The organism is Dermabacter sp. p3-SID358, from assembly GCF_025147465.1.
GTDB lineage: Bacteria > Actinomycetota > Actinomycetes > Actinomycetales > Dermabacteraceae > Dermabacter.
Genome location: NZ_JALXOZ010000009.1, coordinates 19,745 through 35,588, shown reverse-complemented (window position 1 = coordinate 35,588; position 15,844 = coordinate 19,745). Strand labels below are relative to the sequence as shown.

The window sequence follows — 15,844 nt, the reverse complement described above, 5'->3', positions numbered from 1 at the left end:
TACGGTTTAACTACCAGCACACCTCACGAGCATGCGGCTTAGCCCCCGCCATGGAAGGAAGGCTCTCATGACTGCTGTGGAAGAAAAGAACGCCGGAGCCCAGGGCGAGAATCTCGACCCGTGGCGCGGTTTCAAGGCCGGCGACTGGAACGAGAACATCAACGTTCGCGAGTTCATTCAGCTCAACTACACCCCCTACGAGGGCGACGCCGAGTTCCTTGCGGGTGCAACCGAGAAGACGCTTCGCGTGTGGGACACCCTCGAGAAGAACTACCTCTCCGAGGAGCGCCGCCGCCGCGTGTACGACGTCGACACCGATATTCCCGCTGACATCGACGCCTTCCCCGCTGGCTACATCAGCGAGGACGACGACGTCATCGTCGGCCTTCAGACCGACGTTCCCCTCAAGCGCGCGATGATGCCGTTTGGTGGATGGCGCATGGTCGAGACCGCGATCAAGGAAGCCGGCAAGGAGCCGAACCCCGAGATCAAGAAGATCTTTACCAAGTACCGCAAGACCCACAATGATGGCGTGTTCGACATCTACACCCCGCGCATCCGCGCGGCGCGTAGCTCGCACATCATCACCGGTCTTCCCGATGCCTACGGCCGCGGCCGCATCATCGGCGACTACCGCCGCCTCGCTCTCTACGGCGCTGACTTCCTGATCGCCGAGAAGAAGGCCGCAAAGGACGCCGTTTCGGATCAGCCGTTCAGCGAGCACTGGGCTCGTTTCCGCGAGGAGCACGCCGAGCAGATCAAGGCTCTCAACAAGCTCGTGACGCTTGGCGAGTCTTACGGCCTCGACCTTCGCCGCCCCGCCGCGACCGCACAGGAGGCCGTGCAGTGGGTGTACATGGCCTACCTCGCCTCGGTCAAGAGCCAGGACGGCGCCGCCATGTCGATCGGCCGCCTCTCCCCGTTCCTCGATGCCTACATCGAGCGCGACCTTCAGGAAGGCCGCATCACCGAGACCGATGCGCAGGAGCTCATCGACGCCCTCGTCATCAAGCTCCGCATCGTGCGATTCCTCCGCACGATCGACTACGACCAGATCTTCTCGGGCGATCCCTACTGGGCAACCTGGTCCGACGCCGGTATTGGCGAAGACGGCCGCACGCTCGTCACGAAGACCTCGTTCCGCCTGCTCCAGACCCTACGTAACCTCGGCCCGGCCCCCGAGCCGAACATCACGATCTTCTGGGATCCCATGCTCCCGCAGGGCTACAAGGACTTCTGCTCGGCAATCTCGATCGAGACCAGCTCGGTTCAGTACGAGTCCGACGAGCAGATCCGTAACCGCTGGGGCGACGACGCAGCGATCGCATGCTGTGTCTCCCCGATGAAGGTCGGCAAGCAGATGCAGTTCTTTGGCGCTCGCGTGAATTCGGCAAAGGCTCTTCTGTACGCGATCAACGGCGGCCGCGACGAGATGAGCGGCAAGCAGGTCACGGAGGCAGGACTCTTCGAGCCCATCCAGGGCGACGGCCCGCTCGACTTCGACGAGGTCTGGCAGAAGTACGAAGAAATGCTCGACTGGGTCGTGGGCACCTATGTCGAGGCGCTCAACATCATCCACTACAGCCACGACAAGTACGCGTATGAAGCGATCGAGATGGCTCTGCACGACTCGGACATCGTTCGCACGATGGGCTGCGGCATCGCTGGCCTGTCGATCGTTGCGGACTCGCTCTCCGCGATCAGATACGCCAAGGTCTACCCGATCCGCGACGAATCGGGGCTCGTGGTTGACTACCGCACCGAAGGCGACTTCCCGATCTACGGTAACGACGATGACCGTGCCGATGACATCGCTGCGACCGTGGTGCACACGATCATGTCGAAGATCAAGGCGATCCCGATGTACCGTGACGCGATCCCGACCCAGTCGGTCCTCACGATTACGTCGAACGTCGTTTACGGCAAGGCAACCGGTTCCTTCCCCTCGGGTCACGAGAAAGGCACGCCTTTCGCACCGGGCGCCAACCCTGAAAACGGCATGGACAGCCACGGCATGGTGGCCTCGATGCTTTCCGTTGGCAAGCTCGACTACAACGACGCGCTGGACGGTATCTCGCTGACCAACACGATCACCCCGCAGGGCCTCGGTCGCACGAAGGACGAGCAGGTCAAGAACCTGGTCGGCATTCTCGACTCGGGCTTCATCATGGACGACGAAGACTGATCGTCTGAATCCCCACCAACCGAATCGGTCGGGCGCGAGCCCCTCGGGCTCGACCGATTTTCACCCCACATTTTCATCACTTCGATTGAGGAGAGAACAATGGCAGTCAAGACTTTCGATGAGCGCCTTCAGTCCATGAAGACCAATCGCGCAGCGAACAACATGGAATCGGGCCTCTACCACGCGAACATCAACGTGCTCAACAAGGACACCCTTGTCGACGCTATGGAGAACCCCGAGAACTACCCGAACCTCACGGTTCGCGTTTCGGGCTACGCCGTGAACTTCGTGAAGCTCACGCGCGAGCAGCAGCTCGACGTTCTCAACCGCACCTTCCACCAGGGCGCCTGAGACACACTCCTTCGCACGCGTGATGCGCAATAATGAGGCGCATCGAAGCGTTCACCTGTTGGGCCTGGAAGCTCCGGTTTCCGGGCCCAACTCTTTAGGGCGACCAACCCGGCTCGTGGCATCCACAGCCGAGCGCCCGCCACGACTTTGACGAGAGGCGATCCATGACCGAGTCCCAGGGCACGAGCATCAGCCAGGTTGACCTTCCGCTTCATAAGAGGCGCCAAGGCGCCGGGATTGAAGGACTCGAAGAAACGCATCTTGAACGCCCTGATCGCCTCCAGGCCGTGCGGGAGGGTGAGCTCGCCTCCATTCATTCCTGGGAACTCGTCACGGCCGTCGATGGCCCCGGCACGCGCCTCACGATCTTCTTTAGCGGCTGCCCACTTCGCTGCCTGTACTGCCATAACCCCGACACTTTCGAGGCAAAAAACGGCCAGGACGTCACTGCGGACGAGCTGATCTCGAAAACCAAGCGCTACCGCCGCATTTTCAAGGCTTCGGGTGGCGGCATCACGCTTTCTGGCGGCGAGGTGCTCCAGCAGCCGGCCTTTGCGAAGCGACTCCTTGAGGCGGCAAAGGACATGGGTGTTCACACCGCGATCGATACATCCGGCTTTCTCGGCCGCAACGCCTCGGATGAGTTGCTCGAGTCGGTCGACCTCGTGCTTCTCGATGTCAAAAGCGGCGATCCCGAGGTCTATAAACGCACCACCGGCCGCGATCTTCAGCCAACGATCGACTTTGGCGATCGATTAAATGAAAAGGGCATCGAGGTGTGGGCACGCTTCGTACTTGTTCCGGGCCTCACTGACGACTACGACAATGTCGAGAAGGTTGCCGATATCGTTGAGCGCTGGCGATCGAACGTGAGCCGCATCGAGGTGCTCCCCTTCCACCAGATGGGCACGGACAAGTGGGATTCACTCGGTCTCGACTACAAGTTGCGCGATACTCGCCCGCCGGAGAAGGAGCTCGTGGAACGCGTGCGCGAACAGTTCCGTGCGCGCGGAGGCTTTGAGGTTCACTGAGTCCCTAGGCATTCGCTAGAACCGCAAGGTGCGCCCATCCTCCGCCTCCGCATCCGCGGGCCAGTCGCGCACCTCGCATTCCTCGGGGGCGTTCTCTCGCGACTGTTTGAGGTAGATCGCACGCCCTTGCCCGGATGCGACGCGATCGTGCACGGGAATCGCCACCGAGGGCTTCACGATCCGCAGAAAGTCGATCGTTTCCTGCATCTTCGACCACGGCGCTACGACGGGGAACGACAGTACGTCCACTCCCATGAGATCGGGGTGCGGGACGAGGGAATCGCCCGTGTGCGCAAAAGTCCGCTCTCCCGGGGCCTCAACGATGAAAGCCACGTTTCCCACGGGTGGAATCGCGGGGTGGATCGTCGCGTGGGCCCCGCCAACTGCACGCACGGTTACGGGAAGTGTTCCGACGCTTGCCCGCCCACCGGGCGCGAGCGGTGTAAATCTTTCCCGGAAGCGTGAGGTCTCGGGGGCTCCGCTTAGCACGCTCGCAGTTTGAGGCTCGAGAATGATCGTCGCCTCGGGGTTGTTCTCGAAGAGTTGTTCGAGGAAGGGCGGGTGAGCGTGGTCGGGGTGCTGATGACTCACCGCGATCGCGTCGAGATCCATGAGTTCCGTAATTCGGGGATCGCTGAGGTTTCCGGGGTCGATGAGAATGCGGCAGGCGTCGGCCCCTCCCTCCCCCGCGTAACTGAGGAGCAGAGCGGAGTGGCCGAAGTGTGTGATGTCCATACCGCCACCGTAGGGCCGAAAGATGAGCATAGGCCGCACGGGTCGGTAGAATCGAGGGGTGCGCGGATCGCGCATTTTTCGACGACACATTCATGCCTATTGTTTTCTGGAGATGACATGCCCCGCCTCATCGTCGACGTGATGCCAAAACCCGAGATTCTTGACCCTCAGGGAAAGGCCGTTCTCGGCGCTCTCGGAAGGCTCGATTTTGAGCACATCACCTCGGTTCGCCAGGGCAAGCGCTTCGAACTCGAGATCGAGGGTGAAGTGACGCACGAGGTCCTCGAACGCGTGCGCGAGGCCGCAGGCGAACTCCTTTCGAACCCCGTGATCGAGGATGTCGTCTCGGTGCGCCTCGAGGAGGAGCAAGCCTAATGCCCGCAATAGGTGTAGTGACCTTTCCCGGCACTCTCGATGACCGCGATGCTCTTCGCGCGGTCACGATCGCGGGTGGGGAGCCCGTATCCCTTTGGCATGCGGACGACGATTTGCGCGACGTCGACGCGGTGATTTTGCCCGGTGGCTTCAGCTACGGCGACTACCTTCGCGCGGGCGCAATCTCGCGCTTCGCTCCGATCATGGACCGTGTTGTCGACGCCGCTAAGGGAGGGATGCCCGTCCTTGGTATTTGCAACGGCTTTCAGATTCTCACCGAGACCCACCTCCTTCCAGGCTCGATGATTAAGAACGCGCACCGCACATTCGTGTGCCGCGATCAGCCTCTCCGGGTGGAGAACAATCGCACCGCGTGGACAACCGCGTACGAGCAAGGGCAGGTCATCACGGTTCCGCTCAAAAACCAGGATGGGCTCTACGTCGCGGATGAAAAAACCCTCGACGAGCTCGAGGCCGAAAACCGCGTGGTGTTCCGATATGCCGAGGGCGCCGCAGGTGGTCCTATCGGTTTCGAGGACAACCCCAACGGTTCCTACCGCGGGATTGCTGGCGTTACGAACAAATACGGCAATGTTGTGGGGCTCATGCCGCACCCCGAGCACGCTGTTGAAGCAGGATTCGGCCCGGATGCTCCCGGTGAAGGAACACGCACGGGGGTCGATGGCCTCGGATTCTTCACCTCCGTGATGACCTCGATCCTCGACTAAGGAATAAGCACGCTCAATCGCTACTTCGTCGCGCTGAGAACAGTGAACGTGCGGTCGCGACTCACCTCACGGGTCGCGGCAAAACGACGCTCGAGCAAGGCGCGATAGCGCAAGTGCGAGTTATGCACGAGGAGCAGCTGTCCGCCAGGCTCGAGAATGCGATGCGCCGCTTCAATCAAAGGCTCAACGAGGGTCGCGTCCACGCGCGTGCCGTCGTGGAACGGCGGATTGAGCAGAACAAGGTCACATGATTCCGACGGTTGCCGGGCAGCCGCATCGTCCCACGTGACTCGCACATCGATCCCCGGCCGATCGATGTAGGGCGCGAGAGTCGCCCGGGTGGATCGCACCGCATCGAGGTCGATATCCGTTGCCGTGAGTGAGAGCTCGAAGCCACTGAGCGATGCTCTCTCGCTTAGGGCAAGCGAGAGCATCCCGTTTCCACAGCCGAGGTCAAGCACTCGGGCTGCGCCCCGCCCGAGTGAGGAAAGATTCGTCATCCACGCCGACGCTGCGCGCGCGAGGCTCTCTCCCCCGCGGTCGGGCTTCGCGCCGGAGAACACACCGCCGAATGCGGTGATCCGGCCCCCGCCCCACGGGGTCTCGCGCGGGCCAAGCGCTTCTACAGATGCGCGCGGCATCGACGCCTTGAGGCACCGGAACTTTCCCTTACCTCGAAGACCGTGAACGTCAGCAAAACCTGCGGCGAGAGCATCGTTCATCGAGCGCGTCATGTGCTTCGTGGCGCCGCCTAACACGAGTGCCATCTCGGTCTTAGCCCTGCTCACGTGTTTCGCGAGAAAGCGCGCGTTTTCCTCGAGAGCCGCGAGAGACTTTGGCAGCCGCCCAAGCGCGAGGCTTCCGCGGAACTCGTGCTCAGCGAGGAATGAGCCGAGGTCGAGCTTAGGGGAATCTTCACCGGCGATGAGTAGGCGAGCGTCGGACTCCCCGCGCCGCCGCACAGCTGAGCGTACCGTTGCCGCGTGAGCGAGCGAGACGGTGCGCACAAAGACCCGCGAGCGCTCCCCCGCTTTCGCAGTCGCCCACCCCGTGAGCGCACCCGAGCGATCGTCGAGCACGAGGATGTCACCCGCCGCGTCTTCTGCATGCTCGGCGACGTCGTGGGCGATGAGACGCTCGAGCGCGTCGGCATTCTCCTCAAGTGCGAAGGTCATGGCTTCGAGCCTACGACATCGCGCGAGGGCGGGAGTCGATCCTTTCGAACCTCCTCCCGCCCTCGGCGGTGCAATGCGTTGATGCTAGGCGTTTGCTGCGCGCGGCGCGCCGATGCCCGGATCGATCTTCGGAACGTCACCCGCACCGGGGCGCACGTCGATGTCGAAGATTGCGGTCGGGATGTACACCGTTGCGCACGAGTTCGGGATGTCTACGACGCCCGAGAAGCGGCCCTCAATCGGTGCGGCGCCAAGCATGAGGAATACCTGCTCGGGGCTCCAGCCGAAGGTCGTGAGGTAGTCAATCGCGTGGAGGCATGCACGCTGGTAGGCGAGCTGCGAATCGAGGTAGCGCTGTTCGCCGTCGAGCGTGACGGACGTGCCCGAGAAGGAGATCCACTCGCTGTAGCGAGGCTCCACATTGCCGGGCATGAAGATCGCGTTTTCCTTGACGTTGTACTTATCCATGCCACCGGGGATGACATCGACGTGCACGTCGATAAAGCCGGACATCTCGATGCCACCGCAGAAGGTGATTTCGCCGTCGCCTTGCGAGAAGTGCAGGTCGCCAACCGAGAAGTGCGCGCCGTCCACGTATACGGGATAGAACACGCGCGTACCCTTCGAAAGGTTCTTGATGTCCTGGTTGCCACCGTTCTCACGCGGCGGGGCGGTGCGTGCGCCTTCAGCCGCAACACGGTCGTAGTCGGCTCCGGTAAGGGTGCCGAGAACGGCATCCTTCGGCTCGGGCGGAAGCGCGAGCGGGGGCAGGCGATTGGGGTCGGTCGCGATAAGGGCGGCCTCGCGGTCATTCCACTTCTTGAGCAGTTCGTGCGAGGGCGCGGTACCCATGAGGCCCGGATGGATGAGGCCTGTAAAGGACACGCCCGGTACGTGACGCGACGTTGCGGTCTGACCGTTGAAGTCCCACACGGCCTTGTACGCATCCGGGAACTGATCCACGAGGAAGCTACCACCGTTGTTCTTCGCGAAAATGCCGGTGTAGCCCCAGCCCTGACCCGCGAGTGGCCCCTCGTCTTCCTGCGGGATCGGGCCGACGTCGAGGATGTCCACGATGAGAAGGTCGCCGGGCTTCGCACCCTTGATGTGGAACGGGCCCGATAGAGCGTGGACCTTGCTCACGGGAGCCTCGAGGATGTCCTGGGCGCTGTCGTCGTTCTTAATGTCGCCGTCGAACCACTCGCGGCAGTCGATACGGAACGTGTCGCCCGGGTTCACCGTCACGGCCGCGGGAATATCCGGGTGCCAGCGGTTGTGGCCAACGATGTCCTGGTCTTTAAACGATTTCGTGGAGTCAAGCGGGAAAAGATTCTTAGGCATTGAGTATGTGCTCCTTTGCTCGCCTACCCGAGGGCGTCAGGGACGCGGAAGTGCACGATGGCGCGGATCGTGCGACACGGGGGTGGGCTTAGCGCCAGGCGACGTGGGAAGCGACGAATGAACCTGGGGCTCATAAGCGCTCTTATTCGCCGAATCGATCGCGTTCGTCAGTGCCGGGTTGAGTGAACGCAGCGCGGGCGCGCTCACGAGGCGCTTCGCGGGGTTCTCGCACTCGGGGCACTGGCGTTCTCGAGTTGTACTGCTCATGGGTAGCAGGGCTTCGCTGAGGTGACCTTCACCGCAACGGAACTCGTACAGGGGCATGGCGCTCCTTCGTCCGCACCTTCGGGCGGTACACCTGCTGCACCGCCCCTCGTCTTTTCTGCGCTTTCACACTAACTCGCAGCTCATCAGCGTTCCTGAGATCTCCTGAACACCCGGGGCACTCACAGCGCTCCTTACGCCGCGATGAGCGAGCTGACACAACCGAAAAAACTGAGGTGCGCCGTGCGGTCAGCGGGCGTCGGACCGTGAAAATTGAACCCCGAAAAGGTGACTTTTTCGCCCGCCGGTTCTCCTCGTCGAGTCTCACGCTCGTAGCGCACCCACACGGTTGCGGGTAGGGGCGGAAGCGAGGGGAACTCAAGCTCCCACAGGAGCGGCGTACTCACGCTCGGGCGAATCTCGCTCAGGGCGCGAGAGCCCAAGAGCATGCCGTGAGCGAGCGGCCCCGGCGCTCCAAGCGCACGAGCGCTGAGGGCGCTCACATGGACCGGGTGGACGTCCCCACTTGCGCGTGCGAACTCGCGCCCCGTGCCCGCGGAAAGCCTCCACCGTGATCGCGGCGCGTTGGTGGCAAGAGGGTAATGCTCGGCCACCTCCGAATCGCGCTGGTTGCCGGTATCAGCGGAGCCCCGCAAGAGATAAGTTGAGACATCCGTCGCAAGGATTTCCCCACCGCGCGAGATCACCGAAACTACCTCGCACGTGCGTCCCTTTGGCGTGCTGCCAAGGGAGCCTACGCGCGTTTCAATGTCAATCTTCTCCCCCACGCGCACCGGCCTGTGCACGAGGAGTGAATTCTTGACATGAACGAGTCCGAGGGCTGGCAGCGGAAAGCGCGGGCGAGCCATGAGAGAAAGACCAAGCGGCTGTGCGAGAGCGTGAACAAAACCGGGATGAGTGAAGCTCGCTTCCGGCCACGGCTCTTGACGTTTCGGGGCGACGAGCCGCGAGTAGCGCATCGCGCGTGCCCGATCAACGCGCACCCCGCGCACGATGTAGCGAAGGTCGGCAAACGCCTCGGAGCGCGCAACGGGCGCACGCGTAAGAATTGCCGCCCATGCGGCAGCCGCGCTTGGGACGCGCGCGAGTGTCTTCGTCGTGGACGGCATACTCCTACTCTTTCATTCCCCGCTCTCTCGCGCGACGTCGTAAAATACAAGGTGCTGCGAACAACCGACACGGAGGACAGCCGCGAGCATGAACACCCACGAGCCAGACACCATCGAACGGGCACGTGAGACGCCAAACGAGATCCAGCCGTGGGCCGAGCTCGGTCTCAAAGAGGCGGAATACGGAAAGATCCGCGACATCCTCGGCCGCCGCCCCACAAATGCCGAACTCGCAATGTACTCCGTCATGTGGTCGGAGCATTGCTCGTACAAATCCTCGAAAATCCACCTCAAGCAATTCGGCCACAAGCAAACCGCCGCGATGAAGGAAAATCTCCTCGTGGGCATTGGTGAGAACGCCGGCGTTGTCGACATCGGCGACGGTTGGGCCGTGACATTCAAAGTCGAATCGCACAACCACCCGAGCTACGTCGAGCCCTACCAGGGTGCCGCAACCGGTGTGGGCGGGATCGTCCGCGACATCATCTCGATGGGCGCCCGCCCCGTCGCCGTCATGGACCAGCTTCGCTTCGGTGCGATCGACCACCCCGACACGGCGCGCGTTGCTCAAGGAGTCGTCGCCGGCGTTGGGGGTTATGGCAACAGCCTCGGTTTACCCAATATCGGTGGCGAAACTGTTTTCGATCCCGCCTACCAAACAAACCCGCTTGTGAATGCTCTCGCCGTTGGCGTGCTGCGCCACGAGGATATCCATCTCGCCTCCGCCACCGGCACCGGGAACAAGGTTGTCCTGTTCGGTGCGCGCACGGGCGGTGACGGCATCGGCGGCGCATCAATCCTCGCCTCCGAAACGTTCGAGGATGAGGGCCCCGCCAAACGCCCGAGCGTCCAGGTCGGCGACCCGTTCATGGAGAAGCTCCTTATCGAATGCTGCCTCGAGCTCTTTGCGAAAAAGATCGTGGAGGGCATCCAGGATCTCGGCGCCGCAGGTATTTCGTGCGCCACGAGTGAACTCGCCTCCAACGGCGACTCCGGCATGCACATCGACCTCGAAAACGTCCTGCTTCGTGACCCGACTCTCACCGCCGGCGAGATTCTCATGAGCGAATCGCAAGAGCGAATGATGGCCGTCGTCAGCCCGGAGAATCTCGAGGACTTCCTTTCGATCACCGAGAAATGGGGAGTCGAAGCCGCCGTCATCGGTGATGTTACGGGTGAGGGCCGGCTCACGATCGACCATTACGGCAAGCGGATTGTCGACGTCGACCCGAGGACCGTCGCGCACGAAGGCCCCACGTACGATCGCCCCTACGCGCGCCCCGCATGGCAGGACAACCTCGAAGCAGACCGCGCCGAAGACCTCTCGCACCCCTCGAGCCCTGAAGAACTCGTGGACCAGCTTTGGGCCCTCACGACTTCTCCAAACCTTGCGAGCGCCGCGTGGGTCACCGACCAGTACGATCGCTACGTCGGCGGCAACACCGCACTCGCCATGCCCGATGACGCCGGCGTGCTCCGCATCGATGAAAAAACCGGCCGCGGCATCGCTATCGCGACAGACGGCAACGGCCGCTTCACCATGCTGAACCCGCGTGAAGGTGCTCGCGCCGCCCTCGCCGAGGCCTATCGCAACGTCGCGACAACGGGCGCGCGCCCGCTCGCCGTTACCGATTGCCTCAACTTCGGCTCGCCTGAAGACCCCGATCGCATGTGGCAATTCGTCGAAGCGATCACGGGGCTTGCCGACGCCTGCCAAGAGCTCGAGGTCCCCGTCACAGGCGGCAACGTCTCGCTCTACAACTCCACGGGCGAACCCGGACGCCTCAACTCGGCGATTCACCCGACTCCCGTCGTCGGCGTTCTCGGGGTCTTTGACGATGTCGCTGCGCGCGTGCCCTCCGGCTGGCACGAAGCGGGTCTCGCGATCTACCTCCTCGGCGAAACCCGCGAGGAGCTTTCGGGTTCGGCATGGGCCGACGCCATCCACTCCCACCTTGGTGGCACACCCCCGCGCGTGTCGCTCAAGAACGAAAAGGCCCTCGCTTCGGTACTCATCGGTGCCGCAGAAAAGGGCCTCGCGCGCGCGAGCCACGATCTGAGCGAAGGCGGCCTCTTTCAATCGCTCGTCGAATCGGCGACTCGATTCGGCATTGGTGCCACAATCGATCTTGCGCCGATAATGGAACGAGACGGCGTTGACTCCTTCACCACGCTCGTTTCCGAATCACACGCCCGCGCTCTCGTTGCGATACGCCCCGAGGACGCCCCCGGTTTCGAGGAGCTCGCACAAAGCGCCTCGGTTCCCGTGGTGCACGTGGGCACAAGCGGTGGAGACGTCTTGGATCTCGCAGGCGTCGGAACCTTCCCCCTCCCTGAGCTGCGCGAGCGTCGCGCACGCACGCTCCCCGAGCACCTCGCCTGAGCACGTACGCAAGCCACATAGCCCACGTTGACCTTCACAAAGAGAGGCTGCGTGGGCTATGGTGATGCCGGAAATCCCCATTTACGAAAGTACTTCCCCCATGAACTTTTCGAAAACTCCCGTCAATCGTCGCGCCCTCCTCAAGATCGGCGCCGTGACTCCCCTCGCCGTCGCCGGCGTAGGCGCGCTCGGCATGGGCCTCGCCCTCGCCGACGGCAGCCCCGCCCCGAGCGGTGGCGATACCGCCGTAGTCGACCGCGACCTCGCCCGCACCAATTCGGTCGAGACACAGGGCGCTTCGGAAAAGAACCCTGAGCTCGACGGCAGCTCCGCCAAGCAAGTCGCCGGATACATCACCATGGCCGCAGCCACGTGGCCGGAGGACGTCGAAGCCCCCGACGCGGTCGAATTCCAGGGCCAAGATCTCAACACGGGCGAATGGGGCGATTGGCTCAGCGCTGAAATCTTGACGGACATCGCCGAAAACGCGACCGACGCCGTCTGGCTCGGCCCCTCGAGCGCGGTCAACGTTCGCGCCTTCCGTAATGGGAAAGATATCTCCAATCAGCTCACCGCACACCTCATCACCACATCGGAGGCGGGCAGCGACGTGCGCCTCGCCTCGAGCGGCGGCGGTACCGGTATTACGCGAATCCTCCCCGCGACCGTCACGCCTGGCACTGGTGCTCCAACGTTTATCACCCGCAAAGAATGGAACGCCGGATCGGTAAGCGCGTCGCGGCTCAGCTACGCGAAGGAACTCAAGGCGATCTGCATCCACCACACCGGTGGCTCCAACAACTACACAAAAGCGCAAAGCCCGCAAGTCGTACGTGGAATGTTCTCGTATCACACGGCCACGCTCGGGTGGGCAGATCTCGGCTACAACATTGTGGTCGACAAATACGGCCAGATCTTCGAAGGGCGCAGCGGCGGACTCCACCGGAATGTTGCCGGTGCACACGCGCGCGGCTTCAACACCGGCTCGTGCGGCATCTCCGTCATGGGCGACTACATGAACATTTCCGTCCCCTCCGCCGCCCTTAACGCGATTGCGACCGTCGCTGCTTGGAAACTCGGAAGCACGTTCACGCAAGACGTCTACGGAAGCAAGGAATGGACGGTGAATATCTCCCGCGTCAAGCGCACGGGCACCTTCTCCTTACCGCATCTTTTCGCGCACCGCGACGTCAACTACACCGATTGCCCGGGCGATCGGTACTATCGCCAGCTTCCCGAACTTCGCAAACGCGTGCAGCAAAAGCTCACGGAATACAAGAACCGGTACCCCGAGCACTCACGTGCTTTCGTGAATGGCGGCGGGCGCAGCACTTTCGGCACCGTCACCCACGTTCGTCGCCGCGAAGGCAGCTTTGACGTCACGCGCCTCACGAGCGGCTTAATCATCACGGCGGGCGGGCGCACAACCGCGCACAGGAGCAGCTTCTCGCACGACTGGCAGCCAGCTTGGGGCCGCCCCATGGAGAACGGAAGCAGCACCCGCCAGCGGTTCGAAAACGGCACCGCATCACGCGCCAATGGCAAAGTGGCGTTCACGCCGCAGAAGAACACGACCCCTCCTTCAGCCGAAGGCGTCACCGGCGCGATCGGTGCTTTCTATGTGCGCAACGGTGGCGCAGCGGAATTTGGTGCCCCGCGAGGAGCGGAATACCCCGTGCACGGCGGGAGCCAACAAAAATTTGCCCGTTCTACCATTACGTGGAGCCGAACAACCGGCGCCTACGACACGCGATACGCCATTGGCGACAAATGGAATTCCCTTGGCGCCACGAGTTCCCAGCTCGGATTCCCCACGAGCCGTGAACGCATTCTTAACGGTGGGGCGGCGCAGTCGTTCCAGAACGGCCAAATCGTCTGGTCCCGCAAGACCGGGGCCATCATGATGACCGGGCCAATCCTGAACTACTGGAACAAGGTCGGCGCCGAGAACAGCTCTCTGAAATACCCTACCCGTGATCTTCGCACAGGACTTAAGGGCGGCGGAAGCTCGCAAGTCTTCCAAAATGGGATTGTGCTTCACGACGCAAGGAATAGAAAAACGTTCGGAGTACACTACGCAATATATAGCGTTTACGTGCGCGAGAATCTCGAACGCGGAAGTCTCGGATACCCCACGACCGATGAAATCGTTGTGAAGGGTGGCGCCTATCAAGCCTTCGAGAACGGCCAACGCGTGTATTGGTCGCGCGCGACCGGGGCTCACATTATCAAAGACGGTTTCAAGACCTACTGGCTCCAACGAGGTGGGGAACGAAGCACCCTCGGCTACCCAACAACAGACGAGTTCAAGGACTCCCTCGGGCGCACCGTCCAGGATTTCCAGGGCGGGCGCCTCATCTGGGATCCGAAGAGGCGTTCGGTCATCTTCACTCGACGTCACTAAGACGAGCAACCAACGAATTTTTCGGCTGTTCAATAGCCGCACCGAAAAACCCGACTGACGTCTCCAATAGAGAAAGCGGCCCGACACCCCTTCACAGGGGATCGGGCCGCTGCTCTATGCGGAGAGGAGCCGGGGATCAGGCCTCGGTGTTGTCCGTGACCTCTTCGGTGGTGTCCTCGGCAGCGGTCTCTTCAACCTTGGTCTCCTCAGCGGGAGCCTCCTCGGCCTTGGCGGAAGCCTTGGCTGCGCCTTCAGCTTCCTTCACGACTGCCTGCTTCGGCGAGTACTCTTCCTCAACAAGCTCGAGGAGCGCCATGGGGGCGTTGTCGCCCTTGCGGTTCTCGAGCTTAGTGATGCGGGTGTAACCGCCTGGACGCTCCGAAAACTTCGGGGCGATCTCAGTCATGAGAAGATGCGCAGCTTCCTTGGTCTTGAGCGTCTGCATCACGCGGCGGCGGTTCGCAAGATCGCCCTTCTTGGCCTGAGTGATGAGACGCTCAGCGAGGGGCTGAACGCGCTTCGCGCGAGTGTGCGTCGTGGTGATGGCACCGTGCTCGAACAGGGCGGTCGCGAGGTTCGCGAGAATAGCTTTCTCGTGAGCCGGGGACGAGCCGAGTCGAGCGCCCTTAGTGGGTGCAGGCATGTTGTTTCTCCTCGAAGAAAAAGATGGAAATCAGAACTGCTCGCCGAACTCGTCGTCGCCGTACGAGTCAAGAACAGAAGAAGGATCAAAACCGGCAGGGGAATCCTTGAGCGAGAGACCGAGCTCTGCGAGCTTCGCCTTGACCTCGTCAATAGACTTCTGGCCGAAATTGCGGATGTCGAGCAAATCCGCCTCCGAGCGGTTGGTGAGTTCACCAACGGTGTATACACCCTCGCGCATGAGGCAGTTGTACGAACGAACCGTGAGGTTGAGGTCGTTGATCGGAAGCGCAAGGTCTGCGGCAAGTGCCTGGTCGGTCGGCGAAGGGCCGATCTCAATTCCCTCGGCTTCCTGGTTGAGCTCCTGAGCGAGGCCGAAGAGCTCCACGAGGGTCTTGCCAGCCGAAGCAATCGCATCGCGAGGAGCAATCGCCTGCTTCGTTTCGACATCAATGATGAGTCGATCGAAGTCAGTGCGTTGCTCCACACGAGTGGCCTCAACCTTGTAGGTCACCTTGAGAACGGGCGAATAGATCGAATCAACCGGAATACGGCCAATCTCGCTCTCGGCTCCCTTGTTCTGTTGAGCCGAAACGTAGCCGCGGCCACGCTCAACGATCAGCTCGACCTCGAGGCGACCCTTCGAGTTGAGGGTAGCGATGTGAAGATCAGGGTTGTGGATCTCGACGCCTGCCGGAGGGGTAATATCGGCGGCGGTCACGACGCCCTCTCCCTCCTTGCGCAGGTACATGACGACCGGCTCGTCGTTCTCTGACGACACCACGAGGTTCTTGATGTTCAGGATGAGCTCGGTGACGTCTTCTTTCACGCCAGGAACGGTCGAGAATTCGTGAAGAACGCCATCGATGCGGATCGACGTCACTGCTGCGCCCGGGATGGACGAGAGCAGTGTGCGGCGCAGCGAGTTACCGAGCGTGTAGCCGAAGCCCGGCTCGAGAGGCTCGATGACGAACCGTGAACGGTAGTCAGAAACGACCTCTTCGGTCAGCGTGGGGCGCTGTGCAATGAGCACGTTGTGTCCTTTCTTGGAACGTCCGCTATATGACGTTCGCGGTGGCGGTACGACACTGATGGATGAC

Annotated in this window: 14 protein-coding genes; 7 read left to right on the top strand and 7 right to left on the bottom strand. The window is 62.1% G+C overall.

Annotated features, from left to right (window positions below):
• Nucleotides 1-67 precede the first annotated feature (67 nt).
• The 3 genes from M3B90_RS05600 (at nt 68) to pflA (ending at nt 3,567) form a co-directional block, all read left to right on the top strand.
• Nucleotides 68-2,185, top strand: a complete 2,118-nt coding sequence (locus tag M3B90_RS05600) for a pyruvate formate lyase family protein (protein WP_259889028.1) — start codon at nt 68-70, stop codon at nt 2,183-2,185.
• Nucleotides 2,186-2,284: 99 nt separating this feature from the next.
• Nucleotides 2,285-2,536 (top strand): autonomous glycyl radical cofactor GrcA2, encoded by a 252-nt coding sequence (gene grcA2, locus M3B90_RS05595; protein WP_259889026.1) that lies wholly within the window; start codon nt 2,285-2,287, stop codon nt 2,534-2,536.
• A 164-nt stretch (nt 2,537-2,700) separates the two neighbouring features.
• On the top strand, nt 2,701-3,567 hold the full coding sequence (gene pflA / locus M3B90_RS05590; RefSeq protein ID WP_259889025.1) for a pyruvate formate-lyase-activating protein: 867 nt from the start codon (nt 2,701-2,703) through the stop codon (nt 3,565-3,567).
• A 15-nt stretch (nt 3,568-3,582) separates the two neighbouring features.
• Here pflA and M3B90_RS05585 read toward each other — a convergent pair whose 3' ends face one another.
• Entirely contained in the window at nt 3,583-4,302 is a 720-nt protein-coding gene (locus M3B90_RS05585) for an MBL fold metallo-hydrolase (protein WP_259889024.1), read from the bottom strand.
• Nucleotides 4,303-4,419: 117 nt separating this feature from the next.
• On the opposite strand from M3B90_RS05585, the gene purS reads away from it, so the two are divergent.
• Both purS and purQ read left to right on the top strand, forming a co-directional pair.
• On the top strand, nt 4,420-4,677 hold the full coding sequence (gene purS, locus M3B90_RS05580) for a phosphoribosylformylglycinamidine synthase subunit PurS (RefSeq protein WP_259889023.1): 258 nt from the start codon (nt 4,420-4,422) through the stop codon (nt 4,675-4,677).
• The gene (gene purQ, locus M3B90_RS05575) at nt 4,677-5,405 is read left to right on the top strand and encodes a phosphoribosylformylglycinamidine synthase subunit PurQ (protein WP_259889022.1); all 729 of its coding nucleotides are present in this window, start codon (nt 4,677-4,679) and stop codon (nt 5,403-5,405) included. Before purS ends, purQ begins: the two co-directional genes overlap by 1 nt.
• Before the next feature lie 20 nt (nt 5,406-5,425).
• On the opposite strand, the gene M3B90_RS05570 is transcribed toward purQ, so the two are convergent.
• The 4 genes from M3B90_RS05570 to M3B90_RS05555 all read right to left on the bottom strand — a co-directional run bounded on the left by M3B90_RS05570 (nt 5,426) and on the right by M3B90_RS05555 (nt 9,315).
• On the bottom strand, nt 5,426-6,580 hold the full coding sequence (locus tag M3B90_RS05570; RefSeq protein WP_259889021.1) for a class I SAM-dependent methyltransferase: 1,155 nt from the start codon (nt 6,578-6,580) through the stop codon (nt 5,426-5,428).
• 84 nt (nt 6,581-6,664) lie between these two features.
• Entirely contained in the window at nt 6,665-7,921 is a 1,257-nt protein-coding gene (fmdA, locus tag M3B90_RS05565; RefSeq protein ID WP_259889020.1) for a formamidase, read from the bottom strand.
• A gap of 36 nt (nt 7,922-7,957) precedes the next feature.
• Nucleotides 7,958-8,245 (bottom strand): FmdB family zinc ribbon protein, encoded by a 288-nt coding sequence (locus M3B90_RS05560; protein WP_259889019.1) that lies wholly within the window; start codon nt 8,243-8,245, stop codon nt 7,958-7,960.
• Between the two features lie 134 nt (nt 8,246-8,379).
• Complete coding sequence (locus tag M3B90_RS05555) at nt 8,380-9,315, bottom strand: MaoC/PaaZ C-terminal domain-containing protein (protein WP_259889018.1); 936 nt, start codon at nt 9,313-9,315, stop codon at nt 8,380-8,382.
• A gap of 88 nt (nt 9,316-9,403) precedes the next feature.
• On the opposite strand from M3B90_RS05555, the gene purL reads away from it, so the two are divergent.
• Nucleotides 9,404-11,698, top strand: a complete 2,295-nt coding sequence (gene purL, locus M3B90_RS05550) for a phosphoribosylformylglycinamidine synthase subunit PurL (RefSeq protein WP_259889017.1) — start codon at nt 9,404-9,406, stop codon at nt 11,696-11,698.
• Between the two features lie 100 nt (nt 11,699-11,798).
• Nucleotides 11,799-14,102, top strand: coding sequence for an N-acetylmuramoyl-L-alanine amidase (locus M3B90_RS05545; protein WP_259889016.1), 2,304 nt, complete (start codon nt 11,799-11,801; stop codon nt 14,100-14,102).
• Nucleotides 14,103-14,238: 136 nt separating this feature from the next.
• On the opposite strand, the gene rplQ is transcribed toward M3B90_RS05545, so the two are convergent.
• Nucleotides 14,239-14,745 (bottom strand): 50S ribosomal protein L17, encoded by a 507-nt coding sequence (gene rplQ, locus M3B90_RS05540; RefSeq protein ID WP_259889015.1) that lies wholly within the window; start codon nt 14,743-14,745, stop codon nt 14,239-14,241.
• A gap of 30 nt (nt 14,746-14,775) precedes the next feature.
• On the bottom strand, nt 14,776-15,777 hold the full coding sequence (locus tag M3B90_RS05535) for a DNA-directed RNA polymerase subunit alpha (protein WP_259889014.1): 1,002 nt from the start codon (nt 15,775-15,777) through the stop codon (nt 14,776-14,778).
• Between the last annotated feature and the right edge of the window lie 67 nt (nt 15,778-15,844).